The sequence below is a fragment of the Vibrio variabilis genome (assembly GCF_003263785.1).
GTDB classification, from domain to species: Bacteria; Pseudomonadota; Gammaproteobacteria; order Enterobacterales; family Vibrionaceae; genus Vibrio; species Vibrio variabilis.
In genome coordinates this window covers 1-357 of the sequence record NZ_JYJK01000140.1, presented here as the reverse complement: position 1 = coordinate 357, position 357 = coordinate 1, and the positions used below count along the sequence as shown (strand labels likewise).

Annotated in this window: 1 protein-coding gene; it reads left to right on the top strand. The window is 45.9% G+C overall.

All coding sequences use genetic code 11. The features are described 5' to 3' along the window. A partial coding sequence (locus tag TZ48_RS23460; protein ID WP_162674704.1) for a transposase occupies positions 1 to 357 on the top strand: 357 nt, incomplete at both ends.

Sequence of the window (357 nt, the reverse complement as noted above, 5' to 3'; positions counted from 1 at the left end):
CGGTCGACCTAAGGACGTTGAGGTTTCATTTAAAACCAAAACCAGAGCTGTGATACAGCATCTGGCCATCGATGCCACTGGTCTCAAGGTTTATGGCGAAGGTGAATGGAAGATCAAAAAGCATGGTACTGATGGGAAGCGCAGAGTCTGGCGTAAGCTACATTTAGCAGTAGATACCAGCACCCATGAAATAGTTGCAGCAGAGCTGAGTTTATCTAACGTTACCGATGCCGAAGTGCCTCTCAACCTACTCAAGCAGACACGTCGTAAAATTATTGAAATATCGGGTGATGGTGCTTATGACACAAGACATTGCCATGATGCAATACGTATTAAGCGAGCGGTTCCGCTCATTCT